Below are 18,337 nucleotides of genomic sequence, written 5' to 3'. Positions count from 1 at the left end.
CTTATTCATCCTTTTTTTAACACTTGTTTTTTTATCCCTTGACTCCGCCGGAGCTCAAGCCCTTCACAAATTGATTCTGGAACAGCACAAAAATGATAACTACCGGCGCCAGCCCTATCATTGCCCCGGCTGCCAGCAGATTATAATCGGCTCCATATGTCTGAAAAAAAGTAGAAATCGCTAATGGAATTGTATGGTAATTTTGATTTTGCAGGAAGAACACTGACTGCCCGTAATTGTTCCATATACCAACTCCCTGCATTATAACAACCGTAGCTGTGATTGGCTTTAACAATGGAAATGTCACTTTCCAAAATGCCGCAAATCTGTAACACCCGTCAATAATTGCTGCTTCCTCAATGGATTCACTCATAGAGCTGATAAACCCCTCATATAAAAATACCGAAAACGGCAGGCTTTGACATGCCAAGAGCAAAATCATTGCCCAATGTGTATTAATCCCATTAATCCTTTTCATAATGGAGTATAGCGGAACTGTATTAATGATTCCCGGAACCATCATACTGAGGATCATTACATTAAATATGATACGGTTAATCTTACTTTTACTTCTTGCCGCCGCATACCCTCCGCTGGCCGCGCAGAAAATTAAAACAACGACTGCCCCGCCGGTAATAATGAACGAATTCCGCATGGCCCGGCCCATATTGGCAGCCTTCCATGCATTGGCAAAGTTCTCAAAATTGAGTGCCCGCGGAAACCACTCTTCTGCAAAGCTGCTGCCGGCGCCGCTTAAACTCAGATAAAACATGATATAAAATGGAATCAGAAATACGATAATAATCGCTGCTATCCCCAAACCAGATGACAATTTTTTAATTACTTTCACAGGTAACCTCCCTTACATTTCTACCTCTTTTCCTTTCATCCACCTCAATGAGATGGCAACGGGAATGACTATAATAAAGAACATGATGATGGACACTGCTGTGGCATAACCGGCAAAACCGTTAAACGACTGTTTGTATATAAAGATGCTGAGCGATTCCGTCGCGTATCCCGGACCGCCCATGGTGATTGCCATAATAATATCAAATACCGCCATGGAACCAATTATATTTGTAAATATGTTAATCCGGGCTGACGGATACAGCATTGGCCATGTTATATTTTTAAACATCTGCAGGGATCCTGCACCGTCTATTTTGGCGGATTCATACAATTCTCCGGGGATTGACTGAAGGCCCGCCAGATAAATGATCATCGGCCCGCCTACAAACTGCCAAACATTCACAATGATAATCAGCCAAATGGCTTTATCCGGATCGCCCATCCACCCAAATGAATAGTCAATTCCTAACTGCTGCAAAGTTTGATCCAAAACTCCGGTTCTTGGTGACAAAATCAGCGTCCAGAGATACCCCATAATTAAGGGGCTGATTATGGACGGCATATAAACTGCGGTACGTGCCAGAACTTTCCCTTTGATCTTTGAGTCAAGTAATATTGCGAAAAGCAATCCCAGAACATTCAGCAGCAAAGGACTGATCAAGCCGAACAGCAGGGTGACTCCGATCGCATTCATGGCCCGTTCATCCGAAAAAAATCTGATGAAATTGCTAAGTCCGATGAAATTCCGTTCTTCGGAAAATCCATTCCAATCCGTCATACTCACACCTACCCCCTGAATCAGCGGCAGGACAAAAAACAGCGCAAAAAGCAATGTGGCAGGCAAAAACATAAATTTATGCATATTGGATGATATCTTACTTTTAAATATTTCCATATATATACTCCTTAACTTCATGGTATCCTGAAAAGAAGCTGCGCATGAAAAAATTCATTCCGCAGCTCCTTTCCCCCTATAATCACACTATTGTGCATCAAATGCAGTTTTCCAGGCCTTTTCATATGCGGCAGCAAATTCTTCCGGAGTATATTGTCCGGCAAAAAATTCCTGCAGCATGACTCCCGACGCATCTCCGCCAAATCCGGCCGGTTCTTTGGCAGGCCCCAGAGATGCAGCACTCTTGGATACCTCGACAGCGCTCTCAACAATCGGCCCAAGATCGGCGGACACATCCTCAAAAGCCGATGGCGCATTTCTTGTCTCTGTATAAGAAACTTGATTCTCCACGCTGAATAACCATGTTAAGAATTCCTTTGCCGCTTCCTGATTCGGTGAGTCAGCCATGATATAATACGTACTGTCAGGGCTCTGGTTAATCGCCGGTTTCACATCGGCGCTGACAGCCGGCATTGCACTAACACGAAGCTCATTTACTGCCTCCGGATTAATATCTATAATACCGCCAAGTGCAAACAGTCCCTGAAAGATAACTGCTGCCTCTCCCTTCGCAATCGCATTCATTGCGTCATCGTAAGTTGCCGTAAGTACGTTGTCATTAATCAGACCCTCTTCCTGTAAGGTTCCCAGCCAATCCATATATTTTTCTAAAGCGCCGTCTTTTTCAGAATACTTTAAAACACTTAAATCGCCTTCCAATGCTGCTTTCCCATATTCTAAATCGCCGATTTTTTGGCGTTCCACCGCCTCTGGTATGCATCCGAACAACATTCCGATTGTCCAGGCCTCTTTCCCTGAAAAATACAACGGATCCATATCCGGCCTGGCTTTCTTGACCGCCCTGAGATTATCCGTGAACTCATCCAATGTATTTGCAGGAGTTAACTTCAATTCGTCAAAAATCTTTTGATTATAGATAGCCGCAGTAATCATTGTGTTTGATGGTATATAATAATTTTTGCCGCTTTTCGTGTCTTTAGAAAGCTCTTTGATCGAAGGATCAATTCTGTCCCACCACTCACTATCAGACAAATCAAGAAACTTACCCGCATCTATCATTTGCTGCGTTGACATTGTAGTAATATCGGGAATATCATCGGCTGCAATCTTCGTCTGGAGTGCTGCCGTCCCCTCCTTTTGGAACTCATGTTCAACTTTAATGGTGTCACTTTGCTGGTTAAAGCGGTCAACTGCTTCATTGTACCAATCTACCATTTCTACATTTCCGTTAAAAAACTTTACCGTCACCTTCTCGCCGGAATCCCCGCCCGAATTGGCTTTATCAACGTCACTGTTTTTCCCGCAGCCACTGACCATCCCACAGGCTAATACAATGGCTAACACACCTGCTAAAACTTTTCTCTTCATCCTGATCCTCCTTAATATGAAAATTTCTCTTTTTTGTATACGTTAAGTATAAGCGTCAGCCGTCTTAAGAGAAATACTCAAAATCTACGATTACGGTTCGTTTTTTTCCTATTTCTATTATGTCATGAATTTTTATGGTATATTAGATACAGCTCAAAGACATGCCCGCTGATTCTAATAAATACGATCTTTCACGACATACAGGAGAGGTGATCATTTGAAAAAACTGATAAAATTATTTACAATCCGGTTGCGCAGTATCCGTTTTACTCTGACCGTAGTCGTTGCTGTTTTGATTTTAGTTTCCGTATTCTTATCATCGATGCTATCATATGCACGATATGCTAAAGACTCTGAGCGCCAATCGTCTGTTCAAACACAGCAAACACTCGAACAGCTTGCGTATAATATAAACAATTATCTGGATGAACTTTTCAGGCTGACGACATATCTCTATTATGATAACACAGTCATAAATGAATTCGAGAAAAGCAGCGGCAATGAGGTCGAGCGCTTACAAAAAAGGCGTATCATCGAGAACTATCTGGACCAGATTATGATTATGCCGCGCAAAGATGTTTTAAACGTATTTGTAATAACAGATGAGATCTATTATAGCGGCAGAATGCCCAAAAGTATTGATCATAGTATTGATTACTCCGGCTATGACTGGTATAAAGACGCGCTGCAAAACAAAAAGTCTGCTTTTATTCCCCCTCATTTAGAGCAGATTGTATCCTATCCCAAAAATACTGTTTTTTCCATAGTGAAACCACTAAAGAGTATACAAAATATTGATAAAGTAATTGGTGTTATTAAAGTTGATGCCAGTTACAGCGGTATCTCTGAAATTGCTGAAAAGGTAAAGATGGGAAACGATGGGGGCGTGTTTATCATCGATAGCCAAAAAAATCTTATTTACAGCAGCATAAAAACAGAGAAAATCGACCTGCTTTCAGATACAGCCTTAATTGCTGATAACAGCTGGACACAAAAAATAGATGGAACCGAATATTTAATGAACACTGCCAATGTTAAAAACTCTGACTGGACGATTGTATCTGTAAATTCCTTAGAAGAACTTACCGCTAACGCCAGGCAGACCCGGGACTTTACGCTATTGCTGGCAACAATAAGTTCCCTCTCAGCCATTATCGTGCTGCTTATTTTTGCCAACAGATTTCTGCAGCCTTTACTGGAAATAGTCCAGCTGATGAAGGAAGTACGTAAGGGAAATTTTCAGGTGCACTTTTTAAGTAAACGCCAGGATGAAATCGGATATTTGGGAGATTCTTTTAATTCCATGGTACAGACGATCAATGAAAACATTCAGCGAAACACTCAACTGGCAACCCAGGTATATGAAGCAAATGCACTTCACACACAGGCTCAGCTAAATGCCCTGCAAAGCCAGATTAAGCCGCATTTTTTATACAATACCCTGAACATGATCAGTATGCAGATCCAATTGGGCAAATCAGAACAGGCCGTGGATAACATCGATAAACTGCATCAGCTGCTGAGGGGCATGGCAAAATGGAACCGGGAAGTGACATTAGCGAACGAATACTCTGTGCTTGATTGCTATTTAGGGATCCAGCGCAGCCGATTTGAAGAAAGGCTGGAGTATGAACTGTCCCTCGAAAAAGAGCTTTACTACCAATATATTCTGGCTTTTATACTACAGCCGATTGTCGAAAATGCTATCATACACGGTTTAGAAAAGCAGCGGGCCAAAACCAGGATTACCGTGAACGGATTTACGGAAGGCCAATTCACTTTTTTCATTGTTGCCGATACCGGTAAAGGTATGACAGACGAACAGCTGACAGCACTAAAAGAGAAACTTGAGCAGGCTGCCAGCCGGCCGCAAAGCTACTCTGCCCCCGGAACAGACGGCCATATCGGACTGGAAAATGTAAGCAATCGTATTAAGCTGCACTATGGAAGTCAATACGGGATCCATATAAACAGCGAGCCCGATGCTGGCACCAGGGTTACGGTAAAACTGCCGCTTTTAAAAAAGGAGGCTCAGGAAAATGTATAATATCTTATTAGTAGACGATGAGAAACTTACACTGGATTTTCTTTCTGTTTCAATTCCCAGGCAAGATGCTGACTGGAATATTTCACAGACATGTTATGACGGTATTTCTGCTTTAGACTGGTTAACAAAGAATGATGCAGATCTTATTATAACTGATATTAAGATGCCCGAAATGGACGGGCTGACATTATGTCAGGAAATATTAAAAAACAGGCCCCGCCAGAAAATCATAATCCTTTCTGGTTATGACGAATTCCAGTTTGCCCAAAAAGCCATCAAATTTGGTGTAAAAGACTATTTATTAAAACCCATTTCTCTGCCGAATTTAAAAGAAACGCTAAATACCATAAAAGCCGCACTGTCTGCAGAACAGGCCGAAGAGTATATCTATCACAGCTTACTGGAACTGAACGAAGAAGGGAAGATACAAATTGTATCACGCTTTATCCAGGCGATTATCAATAACTCTTATGTCGAGACCCAATCCCTGCACCCGATGATACATCGGATGAAAATAAACCTTCTGGACGGCGCCGGAATCATTTTGCTCATAAGTATAGATGAAGATATCTTACTCTCTAACGAAATACCGGCAAGTGACATTCCTTTATACAAATATATCCTTTATCGATTGACACTTGAGCTGGCAGAAGAACATCCGGCAAATATATGGATCAGCCTGGATCACAACGAAGATGTGGTGGTGCTACTGTCAGGGGAAACATATCAATCGGCGTCTCTTCTGGCGAAAGACTTTTTACAGGAAGTCCGGAAAAATAAATTTCCAAATATGGAATTGTCGCTTTCAGCAGGCCAAAGCTCTGCATTCGAGGATATTTTAATGGTAAATGACGCTTACCAGGAGGCGGCGGCTGCATTAAACTGCCGGATATTCAGCCGCTCCAGCCAAATTTATATTTATGAAGAAACAGAGGACATCCTCATATCACGAATCCACAAAATAAACCATTACGTAAAAGCGCTCCATTCGGCAATTGTCAAAGATCAGACCGCTGACCAGCCGCTGATTATTGATTCCATAATCGCATTACTTCCTGATGATGCCCTGCAGAATAGAATTGCCGTCAGCCTCTACTTGATAAAATCTTTAAAGGCCATCCAGAACCTGTGGAACCCGGATGATATTATGTATATTTTATCCTCAATACCGCACATATCCACTGAGCCGGAGATTTCAACGAGTAAATATCTGATAAAGGTTATCGGCCTGCTTTCAGACCGGAAGTATGCAGATATAACTTTTGATACCGACGCGAACCCGGAAGCTAATATAGTCAGTAAAGCACAACAATATATACACCTGCACTATGCTGAGCCGGTCAGTCTTGCATGGATTGCCGAAGAAATCGGCGTTTCACCCAACTATCTCAGCACACTGTTCCATAATGAGATGGGGGAATCTTATATTAAATATCTGACTGGCATACGCATGAAAAATGCGGTCAACTATATGAAAAATAATCCTAATATGAAAATTTATGAGATTGCCGAAAAAGTTGGATATGTGAATGTAAAGCATTTTTCTTATGTCTTTAAGCAATATTACTCGGTCTCTCCCGGCGAGTACCAGCAAAAAAGAGGCTGGGAGAATGAAACCAACTGAGGTGGGAAGGATACTCTCCTTCCCACCTCTTCTATCACTGTTCTAATTGAACAATAACCTCATATGGCTGTAGTTTCAAAATCTGATGCTGCCTGTAATTTGATAATAAGATTCCTGACTCCTGTTTGAATAATTCACATCCGACGGTTTGGTCAGAAAAGTTTGCCATTACAGTCATGACTGTATTGTCAAGTTTTCTTTTATACGCCCATATATACTCGGATATTGGATTCAGCAATTCATATTTACCATAGACAATGACCTTATAATTCTTGCGCAGTTTGATTAATGTTTTATAATAACTCAGGATTGAATCGGGGTCATTTCGCTGTTTCTCCACATTGATATCCTGATAATCAGGATTCACTTTCATCCATGGCGCTGCCTTTGAAAATCCCGCATAGCTGCTGTTATTCCATTGCATCGGTGTTCTTGCATTATCACGTCCCAGATTAAATACACATCTAAGAAATTGATCCTCTGTCATAATTTTTTGTTCTTCAACCAGATCACGGTATGCATTTTTAGCCTCAATATCTTTATAGTCTGCAAATGATTCAAATCTGGGATTTGTCATCCCAATTTCCTGCCCCTGGTATATATAGGGCGTCCCCTGTAACATATACAGGCAGGTTGCCAGCATCTTCGCCGATTTTTCCCAGTACAACGGCGTTGATACATCCCCGAATCTAGATACAGAACGGGGCTGGTCATGGTTCTCAAAGTATAAACTGTTCCAGCCCTTGTCAGACAAGCCGTCCTGCCACTTACTCAAAACCTCTATCAAGTCTTTCAGACGATATCTGTTCTCCGTATATTTTCCAAACTGCCCGTAATCGATTGAAACATGCTCAAATTGAAACACCATATTTAGCTCAGTGCCATCGCAATTCGCGAATTTTGCTGCATCATCCACAGATGCATTCGGTGTTTCTCCAACTGTCATAATGTCGTATTTTGACAGCACTTTCTCATTCATTTCCTTCAGATATTCATGAACACGCGGGCCATTCTCGCAATATGGCGTCAAGTCACCAAAATCTCCGTATGCCCCGGTTACTTCTCCATCCGGAAAAGACGGATTTTTAGAAATCAGGCTGATGACATCCATCCGGAATCCATCTACCCCCTTATCCAGCCACCATGTCATCATTGAGTAAACCTCTTCCCGCAATAAAGGATTATCCCAATTTAAATCCGGCTGCTTTTTAGAGAATATATGCAGATAATACATATCCGTATTATCCTCATATTCCCACGCAGAATTATAAAACCAGCTTCCCCAGTTATTTGGAGCTCCTCCGTTCCTCCCCCTCTTCCAGATATAATAATCGTGATACTTGCTATCCGGCAAAGATCTGCTTTTGGTAAACCATTCGTGTTCATCCGAGGTATGATTTACGACCAAGTCCATCACGATCCGCAGGTTCCGCTTATGCGCCTCAATTAATAAGTGATCAAAATCTTCCATCGTCCCAAACTCTTTCATAATAGCATGATAGTCGCTAATGTCATAACCATTATCCGCATTGGGAGATTGATAAACCGGTGAAAGCCAGATTACATCTATACCCAGTTCTTTCAGATAATCCAGCTTCTGAATAATACCATTGATATCACCAACACCATCATTGTTGCTGTCATAAAAGCTCCTTGGGTAAATCTGATATACTACCGCCTCTTTCCACCATTGTTCTCTCATAAAACACCTCACATTTCCAATTTTAACATTGTTTTGCAGCTTGTCCGCACACCCGCCCGCAGGGCATGGATTCCGGTGTACACTTGGGGTTAAGCTGTAACGGTTCAGACAAGCCTGTACTGTTACTATAAGTTTCTTAGCTAAGGATATTTCAAGAGTTTAAACTTGTTTCTATGGCCTGTCAACAGGTTACGGACATAACCTGCTTAGTATACAAAAAGGAAAGGGATAATATATGTAATATGCACATATATTATCCCTTATCCTTCACCGAATTTCTAATAACCAACCGAACCGGCAGCAGAAGATTATGAGTCCCGGTCTCCTTTTCATTAAGTAAATCCAACAGCATCTCGAATGTTTTTTTAGCTTTTCTCGTTATATCCTGATTTATAGTTGTCAGTTTGGGGTGGGAAATACTTGAATACTGATTGTCATCATACCCCGCAATCCCAATATCATCGGGAGCTTTAACCCCCTTCCTGCCTAAATAATTAATACCTTCAACGGCTAAAATATCTGCAAGGAAAAACAGTGCTGTTCTTTTATTCTTATCAGCAAATTCAGCCAGCTCCTCCAACTGTTTCTGCCTCTTTTCGTATACGTCGCTGGCTATAATCATCGGATATGCCTTTAAACGAGAACCTTCTGCCTTTTTTATTGCCTCTTCATACCCCTGCCACCTGGTATAATCGACGCCCACATTACGGTTACCTATCACTAAAATATCTGAATATCCAAGATCCAATAAATATTTAGTCATCAGGTATCCACCCTGTTTGTCCTGTGTTCCGACATTATAAAAATTATCATCTAATATATTATATAAATCTACAGCAACTATAGGTCTCTTTATTAACGCTGCCAGCTTATTATACTCTGTGTGCGTGAAAGTAATTGCCACAAGACCGGCAATGTTCCAGGTCATCACCATCTGATAGATCTCTTCGATACTTTCCGAAGCATACAGCATCATATAGTATCCGGCTTTTCTTATCTCTCTCTCCAGTACGCCAACAAGCTGCCCGTAAAAAGGGTCCGACAAAAATGTATTCTCATAGGATTTACATGTGTGGATTACCACACCGATAATAAGAGGCTTCCCATTTATAAGCGCATTTTTATCCATTCTTTTTACATACTTTGTTTCCTTCAGCACTTTCTCAATTCGTTCGATATTTTTTTTAGAAACTTTTTTTGTCTTTCCATTTATAACATTTGATACGGTTGCAGTACTCACACCCAGCATATCCGCAATCTCTTTAATCGTAGCCATAAGAACCGCTCCTAACATTATTTATGAATAAAATATACCATATCCCCATATTTTAAACAACTCTGCTATAGCCGTGACCAGCTCGGGAGTTTGACAGATAGTTAATTATTATTCTATTTATTAGTTTGCAATTATATAATCACAGGCGCTTTGAATAAATAATAGGAATACTCAAATAATAATTTGTCACCCACTTATGGTATAATTGATGGGTAATGGGAAAATGCATTCCGCTTTTGGATGTTAATTTTTATTTTTGCGTCTGATTGATATGATCAGGACACTTGCTAATATTACCAGTAAGATTGTAGGAACGAAGTATGAATATTTGCCCTGATTGGGTTGGTTTTTGGACTGTTTGGTGGTATCGGGGGGCAGGTCTTCGTTCTCGGGAGCAGACTGTTCGGATTGGTCTGCCGGCTTTGGCTGTTGAGCTTCTCCCTTTACGGCTTCGCCATCTACGGACTGAGTATTTATATCCGTAACGGGCTGGATTTCATCGTAGACCATTGCTGCGATAAGCTGCTGCCCTTCCTGGCTGGGGTGGAGGCCGTCGCCCTGGACGAAGGCTACGATATTGGAGTTGAAAAGGTCTACGACCTGGTAGTCGAATTCTTCTGCTCTTTTTTCGATGATACTGTTCATATTCTGGATGATGTCTTCTACAACCTTATTCATGGTTCCGGGAAGCTGCATATTATAAATGGGGTTGTAGATATTGGTTACGATAATTTGAGCCGTGTCTTTTTTCTGCTGGGTTATAGTCTGCATGGCAGTGGCCCACTCTGCCTCAAAACCTCCATAGTCCCAGCTGCTTAAGGCATCTATGATCTTGAGGATCAGTAACGGATTTTTTTTGACCGCTTCCTGAAGTTCATTCAAAGCCTGAGGTGCACTCCTGAATTTGGTGTCGGAATTCAGGATTTCCTGGGCTTCTTTTTTAAATTCGTTCATAAGGTCGTTGGACCCCATTGTTACAAATATAAGATCCGATTTGTTCAGATTTCTTTTTACCGTATCCCTGGACAGAACCTTTTCATTGAGGCCCTGTGTGTCCAGGCCGTTTTTCGCGTAATTCTGATAGTCAAAATATATCGCATTTTCATCGGCAATCTGTTCGGTCACAATACGGCCGTAGCAGTCTATTTGATTGACTTTATCTGAAGAATACCCCTTTGCGATGCTGTCCCCAAGAACCGTACAGGTTATAATTTCCTCCCATGCCCTAACGGGCAGTGCCTGCTGCAGGCTGAGGATTACGGCCAGCAGCAGGGCTGATGCTGTTTTCAGGTATTTCTTCATCTGTCCCACTTCCATTTCTGTTTATTCTAATACCCACCTGGTACTGCTTCCCTGCTCTGTCTTTGTCACTGCAAGTTTCCATTCGATCTGTTCTTTTAATTCATTTACATGGGATATGATTCCCACGATTCCTTTTTCACCTGCCAGCTCCTGCAGAATCTGGATCGCCCGCTCTCTTGCCGCGTCATCCAGGGAACCGAAGCCTTCATCCACAAACATCGTCTCCAGACTGATTGCGCCTGCCGTGTTCTGTATGATGTCTGACAGTCCCAGCGCCATGGAGAGGGATGCCATGAAAGATTCGCCTCCGGACAGTGTCTTCACATCCCGGACGGAATCGTTGACAAGGTGGTAGACATCCAGATCCAGCCCGGCCTGCCCCTGGCTGCTCAGGTCTTTGATTTCCCGGCACTGCAGGATAAATTCGTTGGAGGTCATCTTGCTGAGCCGCCGGTTGGCGGCATGGATGATCTGCTTGAAATATTTTCTCTGCACATAGGTTTCAAAATCCAGCTTAATACTGCCGTTCAGGGTTCCATTGGCCGTACGGCTCAAGTTGTTGACCATCTCGTACTGCATTGTCAGACCTGCTTTTGTTTCAAAATACTGTTTCAGCTTTGCCCTGGCCTCTTTGTTTTTCTGGTTCTGGCTGTGCAGCTGAAGCCACCTGTCTTTCTGCGCTTTCTGTGAGATGAGCACCTCTTCCAGCTTTTCTTTTTCTTCCTCCAGGTCTGCAGGCTGCTTTCCCTCGCTCTGCTGGCAGAGCATTTCATACCTTGTTTTTACTTCCAGGCACTCTTTTTCATATTGGCTGAGTGCTTCGGCTTTCGCTTTGCGTCCTTCCGTCCATTCCAATGCACTGCTGTATTCTTCACGGGACGCAAATTTCTGTGCTTTTAACTCTTCCTGAAAATATTCTTCCTCTTCTTTCTGCTTCGTATTCAATTCCTGGAGCTGTTTTTCCTGGCTCTCCAGAAGTCCGCTTCTGCGCTTCATTTCTTCCATCAATTCCCGGAAATCTTTTCCCTTTTTCTGGAAATTTTTCTTCATTTCTTTTAAATCATCTTCCAGCTGTTTCAAATGTGCTCTTGCTTCATCCTCTAAAAGGGAACCTCCTGCCATGATATCTTCCGCCGCTTCCTCCAACAGTTTTCTTTCGGAGTCCAGGCGGCTTTTGGATGCCTGAAACTGTTCCTGGCAGGCGGTACGCTCCTGCTCTTTTTGATCCCGCCTTTCCTTGGCCTGCTGCACTTCTTCCTGCCCCGGAGCGCCCTTTAGTATCTCCGCCCTGTGGGGGTGTTCTGTAGAACCGCATACAGGACACGGCTGGCCTTCCTTTAGTTCCTTTGCCAGAATACCGGCCTGTTCCTCAAAAAACTGCTGGTACTTTTTCTCGTAATCCGCAGAGGCCGCCCGGCACTCCTTGAGCACACGTTCCATTTTCTTTAACTGTTTGTGATACTGTTCTTCCAGTTTCCTGATATTCGCATATCTGGGCAGAATATCTTTCAGACGGAGAATCTGTTTTTGAAAAACGGGTTCCTTTTCCTGCAGCTCTTCCTCCAGCTGCTGCAGTTCCTTTTCCTTCTCTGCCGAAACTGCCGTCTGCTCCTCCATCCAGCTTTTTGTCTGCCCCACTGTTTCTTGCAGACGCTTTGCTTCCAGGCTGGTCCGTTTATACTGTTCTTCTTTAACAAGAACTTTTTCGGCCCGCTCACCGTCTTTGATCTGACGGCTGATCTCTTTCATGCCGCTCTTTTTTTCCTCCAGCTCCTGCAGCCTCTTTTGAACCTGCTCTTTCGACCGAAACAGAATGTTGACCTCTTCCTGGCCGCGGATCGCGGCATTGAGATTCTCGGCCTGCTTCTGCAGCTGTGTATGTTCTTTCTCGGCCTCTGTCTCCATGGACTTCCCCTGCCTGCAGATTTCCTTTAATACGTCCATGACCTCCTCTGCCGGAGGAATTTTCAGCGCCGAAAGCCGCTCCCACTTAGCAGACTCAGCGCTTTTGGCATAAGTCTCCACACGCTCCATCTCACGCAGGCAGTCTTTTGTATTGTCCTCCATGCGGATATAGAGCTGTTTTGCCTCCTCCTTTAATTCTTCCTGTACCTGCCAGTACAGCCTGGTCTGAAAGATTCTGGAGAAAATCTTCTTGCGTTCTTTGGACTCTGCATGGAGCAGTCTCAGGAAATCTCCCTGAGCAATCATTGCGATCTGGGTGAACTGGTTCACATCCAGACCGATGATTTCCTCGATTTTATTATCAATGTCCTTCTTCTTTCCCTGTACCTCTCTGCCGTCCGGCATGAGCAGGCTTACCTTGGCCGTCTCTTTTACAAGACGGGGCGAGCCGTCCGCCATCCGGCGCTTTCCGATCCGCAGATATTCGGGGTTTCTTCTGACCGTATATTCTTTTCCTCTGTAGGAAAATGTATACTCTACGAAAGTATCCGTCTCTTCTGATGCATACTGGCTGCGCATCATATTGCCATCGCGCCTTCCTCCGCTGGTTTTATCGTAAAGCGCGTACGTGATGGCATCAAAAATCGTGGTCTTTCCTGCACCGGTGTCTCCGGTGATAAGAAAAAGGCCATGCTGTATTTTTGTAAAATCTATTTCTTCCACATCTGCATAAGAACCAAATGCAGACATTATCAACCTTACCGGCCTCATCTTATTCCCCCTTCACCTTCTCAAATACCTGTTCCAGAAATCCCCTCTCTTCCTGAGACAGCTCCCGGCCCTGGATTTCCTCATAAAACTCCCCAAATACAGACAGCGGATCGGTCAATTCCACCTCATCGTCGAACTCCTCCAGACGCTTCCTGGTGCGGGCATTATCCATCCGGATCTCGAGAATGTGGGGATATACTTTTTCCAGCTGTTCCTTTGGCCTGTACGGATCCACCTCATCCGTCAGCGTAATGCTGATATAGTCCTCACAGCTCCCGTTCTCCGCCTGCCCCATGATCTGCTTCATCTCTCCGCGGACCGTACGCACATCCCTGAGCGGATGCAGCGGCAGAAGCTCTACGTGCACCTCTTCCCCCTTTTTGCCGAGTTCCACCACATGAAGCGACTTCGTATCTCCTGCCTCACTGACGGAATACTTCAGAAGGGTCCCGCAGTAACGGATAAAGGGCTCTCCGGCCTGCTGTGCCCGGTGCAGGTGTCCGAGAGCCACATAATCAAACTGCAGGAGGGGCGCGATGTCAACATTGTCAATCCCGCCCACGGAAAACAGCTCCGAATCGCAGGTCTGCGGCGTTTTCCCGTTTCCCGTATAGAACTGGTGGGACAACAAAACATTGCGCTTCTCCCGGTCCGGTGCTTCCCGTTCCAAGATACGCGCGACCGCTTCGCTGTAAGTCTCCGGAATCTCTTCCTCAAAAACACCGCGGACATACCCCGGCTTTAAAAATGGGAGCAGATAAAAGTCCACATCCCCGTATTCGTCACAGAGTGTTACTTTCTTTAAATATTCATCCTTTTCCCTGGGCGCTTCACCTGCAATATATATATTCTGTCTGCCCAGAATTCGGCTGGCGTAGTCCAGCCGCTGGGCCGAATCATGGTTCCCGCTGATCAGAATAACCGCCGGTTTTTCGTCCACGTCAGCCAGTTCCGTCAGAAAATCGTCAAATAGCGAGACCGCCTCCGCCGACGGGACGGACTTGTCATAGATATCTCCGGCTATGACTATTGCATCGGGTTTCAACTCCTTCACCCTGCTGACCACCTCGTTTAATATATGTCTCTGGTCCTCCAGAAGGCTGTAGTGGTGCAATTGTTTGCCAATATGCAGATCAGATAAATGAAAAAAACGCATATGAGTCCCCTTTCTACAGCTTCAGGCCCCGGTATCGATCCAGGCATGCATATATCTCCTGTTTTCTCGGCGCTGCAAGGCACGCCACACTGGAGCCGCTTTCACACAAACTACCCAGTCCGTCTTTTTTTATCTTATTCTCCAACTCCTCCACAACCTTCTGCAGAGTCTTTCTTCCGTCTAAAAAATGTTTTTCCGCATATTTTACACAATACCCCAGAGCAGACACCTGCTCACTGTCAACGAGCTGCTCCACATAGCGCAGGTCTATGGTTTCCCGGTTAATCTGCACAGCCTCCCGGCCCATCGTCTTCATCTTTACCCTGTCATTCCCGCGAAATGCCGGATTTCCTCCCGGGCATCGTGTGAACACGGGTGCTGCTGCTTTTTCATCCGGCCCGCTGAGCATTGGAAAACTTTCGGCCTCTCTTTTCGCAAGAGCGGTGATATCTTTCGGCACATATCTGTCCATCTGGATAATGCAGTCCGCAATATGGAAATATGCCCCGGAACTTCCTGCCACGATGGCAGTTGATATTCCATACTCATCATACAATTCCCTGATCCGTTCGATAAATGGCGTGATGGGTTCCATATCTCTGTGTATCACGCGCTGCATCAGCTCATCCCGTATCATAAAATTCGTTGCGCTTGTGTCTTCATCGATCAGCAGCAGTTTTGCCCCCGCCTCCATGCTCTCTATCACATTCGCTGCCTGGGATGTACTTCCGCTGGCATCCTCTGTGTAGAATCCTCGTGTTTCCTTCTTATTGGGAAGGTCATTTATAAACATGGAAATATCTGTTTTCTTAATGCTGCGTCCATCCTCTGCGCGGATCTTCATTGCGGTGGCGTCTGTAATCACATACTCCCTGCCGTCCCCCGCAATATGGTTATAAACCCCCAGTTCCAGCGCTTTCAGGAGCGTAGACTTTCCGTGGTATCCCCCGCCCACAATCAGTGTGATTCCTCTGCGGATTCCCATTCCCGTTATTTTTCCTCTGTGAGGAAGTTCCAGCGTTACTTTCAGTTCCTCCGGTGCAGCAAAGGCAACCGCCCCTTTCATTGGCCGTGAAGAAATTCCGGATTCTCTGGGCAGAATAGCTCCGTCCGCCACAAAAGCAGCCAGTCCCAGAGCCGGCAGCTGCTCCCGGATGTACTGCTGGTCGTCCGCGAGAAATGCTGTCTGTTCAATTCTTTTTTTATCGCTTTTCTTATAATACAGAGAATTTTCCACACACTCAGGCAAAAAATCAAACAATATCTTCATTAATTCCCTGGCATTGATGGTTCTTCCGTTTGCAGGAAAACCGGCCTCAAGCCTTAGTACCAGATCCCCGGTACGAACATCAATACTGCATGCCGTACGTTCCAGTATCTCCTGTCCGCATCTGCTGACAGAGATCAGGCCGCTCTTGCCCGAACCTTTGGCTTTGAATGCATACTTTTCAACACCGCGTCCGAACTGGCGTGTCAGATAATCCTGCAGAGCAATCCGGCGGTGCTCCGTCTCAAACAGCTCTTTTGGAAACCCTGCCGCCGCACCTTTTATATGAATACTTAATTTTGAAGGGGAGGCAAATGGATCTCCCTGTACATGATCGATGGAAAGCTGATACCCGAGGAACTGATAAACACCCTTCGTATCTTTGTAGGCAGGATAACTCTTGTGGTCAATCCTGTTGAGTAAATTTTTTAGTTCTGTTGATGTCTGCATCTTAATGCACTCCTTTTCTACTTTCTTGTTCAGACGGCACACTCCCGTGAGCCTTATTCTTTTATATCCATCACTGTCCCCATGAAGACAGGAAGTTTCGCTTCACTATCAATCAGCATATAAATAAACGGCCGGTTCAAGTATACGGTTTTGCGCTCTGCGGAATCGATCATCGCAGCTTCCGTCATCAGCTCCACAGCTGTGGCTGCTCCCGCCTTCGTCCCTTGTTCATCCACCGCAATATAAGTTTTGTGCAGTACACGGTTTATATAAATATTCCCATCCGTCGATGTTCCCAACCCGCTGAAATCTGCCAGTCCGGGATCAAATGCATTCGTCATCCCCATATCTTTCAGAATCTCACTCATCTCTGTATCGTACTCATTATCAAATTTGGGGATCGCCGCATCCACCGGCACGCTCTGCGAGTTGTTCAAAAGTCTCATCAACTTTTCACCCGTTAAGGAGGAAATGTATTCGCTCACGCTTATCCCCTCTTTCGGAAGCAGGCCTGCAAACGCATATTTTCCGTCCTTATAATACTTAATCAGACCGGTTGTATTCTCATCTTCCAGATATTCGTTCTCTTCCGAATACATCAGCTCTGCAATTTGCTCACTTCCGTTTTCCGTTGTAAAAACATCCGCCATAACTTCATTTTCCTTATATATGTTCTCCCATTCGGCATCAAAAGCAATCGCATTGATCAGATACATGATCGCTTCATCCGGAATCTCATCCAGTATATCTTCTATCATACCGTCCGTTTTATCGCTGACCCAATTGTTGATGTCCTTGAGCGTGGAATTATCAAAAGGCGCCTGGTAAAGCTCCGCGTCATACCAGTCTGCGTTTGCCTGCAGAAAATCCGGATTCACGGTCAGACTCTCATCCTCTTTAAACCAGATTGAATTGGCAATATCCAGCTTGTACTTATTGCCGGAAGCCAATGCCTCTTTATAAGCATAGAGGTATGGATTCAGTTCTTCTACGCTCAGCCCCAGCACATCCTCCATCTGTGTGAGGGTCTCCCCTTCTGCCCCATTCGCGGTCATAGCAAGAGCATAGAGCACAGAAACAGGCGATATCAGCACCTCAGAGTTTTCTTGCCGGCTGGCCTCAAACAGGCGCACCGCAAAATCTGCGGCGGCAACAGCATCCTCGTCACGAAGCACGGCTTCTTTGCTGACATCATTGGCCTTTACACCTTTCATTAAGTCTGATGCCTGTACCTTTTTGCCGCAGCCGGATAAAAGAAATGCGCCTGTAAGTACTACTGCAATACAGAATGAAAACATGCGCTTTTTCATAAGGGATCTCCTTTCCTTATTGTATTGAACATGATTGTCAATTGACGGGGGCCGATTTACGCATATTGTATCATTTACAAAGACAATTGTAAAACACATCGGGGCGACTTTTTCAAGAAAATCGGGATTTAGCGACGAGCTTTAGCCTCGGCGCGGATGGGGACGCTCCATAAAGGGATAGCCGAAAACCTCCCGGAGAACATCCATGTCCTTTCAAAAACGCGGCCGCGGACCTAAGAAATTCTAGGCGGGAAACAGCCCTGAAGATGGAGCACCACTGACACATCACGAGAAATCCGATGATTTCTCGCGCTGGGTCAGTTGATTTTTGGATTCGGAATCCAAAAATCTCTCCATTTTCAGGGCTGTTTCCCACCAAGAATTTCTAAGG

General features: G+C 44.5%; 12 protein-coding genes. 2 read left to right on the top strand and 10 right to left on the bottom strand.

The genetic code is table 11. The annotated features are described in order from the left end of the window. Nucleotides 1–31: 31 nt before the first annotated feature. The 3 genes from ARB69_RS00060 to ARB69_RS00050 form a co-directional block, all read right to left on the bottom strand. Nucleotides 32–850 (bottom strand): carbohydrate ABC transporter permease, encoded by an 819-nt coding sequence (locus ARB69_RS00060; protein WP_055149848.1) that lies wholly within the window; start codon nucleotides 848–850, stop codon nucleotides 32–34. Nucleotides 851–862: 12 nt separating this feature from the next. After that, a complete protein-coding gene (locus tag ARB69_RS00055) occupies nucleotides 863–1,747 on the bottom strand; it encodes a carbohydrate ABC transporter permease (RefSeq protein WP_050641858.1) in 885 nt (294 codons plus the stop codon). 87 nt (nucleotides 1,748–1,834) lie between these two features. Then, nucleotides 1,835–3,136 (bottom strand): ABC transporter substrate-binding protein, encoded by a 1,302-nt coding sequence (locus ARB69_RS00050; protein ID WP_050641859.1) that lies wholly within the window; start codon nucleotides 3,134–3,136, stop codon nucleotides 1,835–1,837. A 217-nt stretch (nucleotides 3,137–3,353) separates the two neighbouring features. Between ARB69_RS00050 and ARB69_RS00045 the strand changes: the two genes are divergently transcribed. After that, the gene (locus ARB69_RS00045) at nucleotides 3,354–5,183 is read left to right on the top strand and encodes a sensor histidine kinase (RefSeq protein ID WP_055149845.1); all 1,830 of its coding nucleotides are present in this window, start codon (nucleotides 3,354–3,356) and stop codon (nucleotides 5,181–5,183) included. Further along, nucleotides 5,176–6,807: a response regulator gene (locus ARB69_RS00040; protein ID WP_055149839.1), complete on the top strand. Its 1,632-nt coding sequence runs from the start codon at nucleotides 5,176–5,178 to the stop codon at nucleotides 6,805–6,807. The genes ARB69_RS00045 and ARB69_RS00040 overlap by 8 nt, the downstream gene beginning before the upstream one ends. Nucleotides 6,808–6,841: 34 nt before the next feature. Here the strand turns inward: ARB69_RS00040 and ARB69_RS00035 are convergent, their stop codons facing one another. The 7 genes from ARB69_RS00035 to ARB69_RS00005 all read right to left on the bottom strand — a co-directional run bounded on the left by ARB69_RS00035 (nucleotide 6,842) and on the right by ARB69_RS00005 (nucleotide 17,946). Next, a complete protein-coding gene (locus ARB69_RS00035; protein WP_055149836.1) occupies nucleotides 6,842–8,509 on the bottom strand; it encodes a glycoside hydrolase family 13 protein in 1,668 nt (555 codons plus the stop codon). Nucleotides 8,510–8,762: 253 nt separating this feature from the next. After that, complete coding sequence (locus ARB69_RS00030; RefSeq protein ID WP_050641863.1) at nucleotides 8,763–9,785, bottom strand: LacI family DNA-binding transcriptional regulator; 1,023 nt, start codon at nucleotides 9,783–9,785, stop codon at nucleotides 8,763–8,765. Between the two features lie 243 nt (nucleotides 9,786–10,028). Further along, nucleotides 10,029–11,087 carry an SGNH/GDSL hydrolase family protein gene (locus ARB69_RS00025; RefSeq protein WP_055150089.1) on the bottom strand — a complete coding sequence of 353 codons (1,059 nt, stop codon included), beginning with the start codon at nucleotides 11,085–11,087 and terminating at the stop codon, nucleotides 10,029–10,031. A 21-nt stretch (nucleotides 11,088–11,108) separates the two neighbouring features. After that, the gene (locus tag ARB69_RS00020) at nucleotides 11,109–13,763 is read right to left on the bottom strand and encodes an AAA family ATPase (protein ID WP_055149833.1); all 2,655 of its coding nucleotides are present in this window, start codon (nucleotides 13,761–13,763) and stop codon (nucleotides 11,109–11,111) included. Between the two features lies 1 nt (nucleotide 13,764). Next, nucleotides 13,765–14,919 (bottom strand): exonuclease SbcCD subunit D, encoded by a 1,155-nt coding sequence (locus tag ARB69_RS00015; protein ID WP_055149830.1) that lies wholly within the window; start codon nucleotides 14,917–14,919, stop codon nucleotides 13,765–13,767. A gap of 13 nt (nucleotides 14,920–14,932) precedes the next feature. Next, the gene (locus ARB69_RS00010; protein ID WP_055149825.1) at nucleotides 14,933–16,636 is read right to left on the bottom strand and encodes an ABC-ATPase domain-containing protein; all 1,704 of its coding nucleotides are present in this window, start codon (nucleotides 16,634–16,636) and stop codon (nucleotides 14,933–14,935) included. Between the two features lie 53 nt (nucleotides 16,637–16,689). Further along, nucleotides 16,690–17,946 (bottom strand): serpin family protein, encoded by a 1,257-nt coding sequence (locus tag ARB69_RS00005; protein ID WP_055149822.1) that lies wholly within the window; start codon nucleotides 17,944–17,946, stop codon nucleotides 16,690–16,692. Nucleotides 17,947–18,337 lie beyond the last annotated feature (391 nt).

It is taken from the genome of Faecalicatena contorta, from assembly GCF_001404335.1.
Taxonomy (GTDB): Bacteria; Bacillota; Clostridia; order Lachnospirales; family Lachnospiraceae; genus Faecalicatena; species Faecalicatena contortus_B.
Note: the sequence above shows the minus strand (reverse complement) of the source record. Positions and strands in the feature narration are given on the sequence as shown.